Here is a 2594-nt window from a genome sequence, read left to right on the forward strand (position 1 = left end):
TAATACAAACCCGATCAGGACAACCTTGGCGCGGGGTAGAGCAGCCCGGTAGCTCGTCAGGCTCATAACCTGAAGGTCACAGGTTCAAATCCTGTCCCCGCAACCACCGTCAAAGACTCACCACCAGCCCCGGCCAAACGCCGGGGCTTTCGCATGTCCGGGCGACTGATGCCGGCCTGGCCTTCCGCAAGGCCAAGAATCGCCGCAAGCTTACCTAAAAGTGGAAAACCGTGGGTCATAATTTCCTTTGCGGTAATGTAGCGTCTGCCCGACTTGAAGGAGCATTCGGGGCTATACGCCTTGGTGCTCGACGCATCACGCTTGGAGAAGGCGTCAGCTGTCGCTTCGCATGATTGGTAGCCGGCTTGAGGATTTCATCTCTCGCAACGACAGGTTCGACCGGATGCTGGTGACGCCGGGAAGCCGTCGAAGCGTGGTCTCGACGAAGGTGCTGTAGTCATCCAGATCTCGCGCGACGGCGATGAGCAGAAAATCGTCGGCGCCGGTCGTGTTGTGGCAGGACAGGATATTGGGCGAGGTTTCGATGATGCGCTGAAACGTAGCGGTCGCTGTCGCATCGTGTTCGGAACAGCGCAGTTGGACGAATGCCATCACGCCCAGTCCGATCTTCCGGCGGTTCAACCGGGCCTGATAGCCCTCGATGATGCCGCTTTCCTCCAGCCGCTTCAGACGCCGCCAGCATGGCGTTTCGCTCATCGACAGCGTCTCGGCCAGTTTGGCATTTGTCATGCGGCCGTCGTCTTGAAGCAACGTAAGCATTTGCATACTGACGGCGTCAATCTTGGTCATGGAGCAGAGTATCCGTGGGTTGGCACATCAAAAGGGCAGAGTCTGCCTCAATGATGGCAAATGATAAGAAGATTGGCAAAGCGCTTTCCCGCCATGTGGCTAGGATGACAGCCGATGGTTCACCACCTGAAGGAGCTGACCCCATGAAAGCCGTGATGTTTGAGACGTTCGGGGAAATGCCCACGCTCGTCACCCTTCCGGACCCGACCCCAGCCGCGCATGGCGTCGTTCTCAAGGTGGAGGCGACGGGCGTCTGCCGCAGCGATTGGCACGGCTGGAAGGGGCATGATCCCGACATCGAGCTTCCGCATGTTCCGGGCCACGAATTGGCAGGGGTGGTGGTGGCCGTCGGCAAGGACGTCACCAAGTGGGCAGTGGGGGACAAGGTCACCGTCCCGTTCATCTGCAGCTGTGGCAGCTGCTCGGAGTGCCATGCCGGACATCAGCAGGTCTGCCTGCACCAGGAGCAGCCGGGCTTCACCCATTGGGGTTCGTTTGCTGAATATGTTGCCATCCACAGAGCCGACCTGAACCTGGTTGCCCTGCCGGACGGCATGGATTTCGCCACCGCTGCCAGCTTGGGTTGCCGGTTCGCCACGTCCTTTCGTGCTGTCGTCGATCAGGGGCGGGTCAGTGCGGGGCAATGGGTGGCCGTTCACGGATGTGGCGGGGTGGGTCTGTCCGCGGTGATGATCGCCGCAGCGGCCGGGGCCAACGTCATCGGCGTGGACCTTGATCCGGCAAAGCTGGATCTGGCCCGTGCGCTTGGTGCGGCTTTCGTGATCGACGGCAGGCAGGAGAATGTCCCCGAAGCGATCCGGGAGATCACTCGGGGTGGCGCGAACGTGTCGATCGATGCGCTTGGGCATACGGTGACGATGACCAATTCCATCCTCTGTCTGCGGCCGCGCGGCAAGCATATCCAAGTGGGCCTGATGCTGGGCGATCACGCGGCACCGGCCGTGCCCATGCCCAGGATCGTCGGTCAAGAGATCGAGATCCTGGGCTCGCATGGGATGCAGGCTCATCGCTACGGCGCGATGCTGGACATGGTGGCCAGTGGCAAGCTTGATCCCGCGCGGCTGGTGGGGGACCGGATCAGCCTTGCCGAAGCCCCCGCGGCCTTGGTGAACATGGACAGGTTTCAGTCCGTCGGCGCCACGATCATCACCCGGTTCTAGGAACATCAGAGAGAAAGGGATCATGGTGTTTGGATCCCCATCTCCCTGCTCTCAAGGTCCGGTCAGGTCGTGAACGGAAGGTCTGGTGCGCGTGGTTTTGGCAGCGAGGTGGGTATCGTCTTATCACGGGAAGCCACCGGCTGCAGGTTCGCAGCAGGAATAAGCGTTTAGTGTATGACCGCCATAACTATGGCACAAACAGTGGTCGCGCGCCATTTTTTGTCCGGTCAATAGTGGGAAGATGAGGTCAGCCGGTCTTTATGGCATTGAAAGGCCCGGTTTCATACGGCAGGCCTGCTCCGCTCTGATTTGATCGAACGGCGTCAGGGATTGGCTGATTTAGCTCATCACGATCGTTGCAAGCCTGGCCACCGTGGTCGCGACACACCTCCTGAGAACGGCGGTGCAAAAGTCGGCCACGGTAGCGGCGGGATGATCCTGCTGCGGGCGGCGTAAAAGTCGTCCACCTTTACCCTTTCTGGCGACAGGGAGGGCGGGAGGATTTTCACCGTGGACTTGTATCGTAGAGTGCGACTGGCCTGTGCCGAGGGGATGAGCCAGCGCGAGGCAGCGCGTCATTTCAACATCGCGCGCGACAGCGTA

The 2594-nt window shown here is 60.4% G+C and carries 2 protein-coding genes and 1 tRNA gene; 2 read left to right on the forward strand and 1 reads right to left on the reverse strand.

Features of this window, described 5'->3' with window-relative positions:
* Positions 1 to 29 precede the first annotated feature (29 nt).
* A tRNA-Met gene (locus SY26_RS14880) sits at positions 30 to 106 on the forward strand.
* 227 nt (positions 107 to 333) lie between these two features.
* Here SY26_RS14880 and SY26_RS14885 read toward each other — a convergent pair.
* Positions 334 to 810 (reverse strand): Lrp/AsnC family transcriptional regulator, encoded by a 477-nt coding sequence (locus tag SY26_RS14885; RefSeq protein ID WP_046001189.1) that lies wholly within the window; start codon positions 808 to 810, stop codon positions 334 to 336.
* A gap of 143 nt (positions 811 to 953) precedes the next feature.
* On the opposite strand from SY26_RS14885, the gene SY26_RS14890 reads away from it, so the two are divergent.
* Positions 954 to 1991 (forward strand): zinc-dependent alcohol dehydrogenase family protein, encoded by a 1038-nt coding sequence (locus SY26_RS14890; RefSeq protein WP_046001190.1) that lies wholly within the window; start codon positions 954 to 956, stop codon positions 1989 to 1991.
* Positions 1992 to 2594 lie beyond the last annotated feature (603 nt).

Source organism: Paracoccus sp. 228 (assembly GCF_000967825.1).
GTDB classification, from domain to species: domain Bacteria; phylum Pseudomonadota; class Alphaproteobacteria; order Rhodobacterales; family Rhodobacteraceae; genus Paracoccus; species Paracoccus marcusii.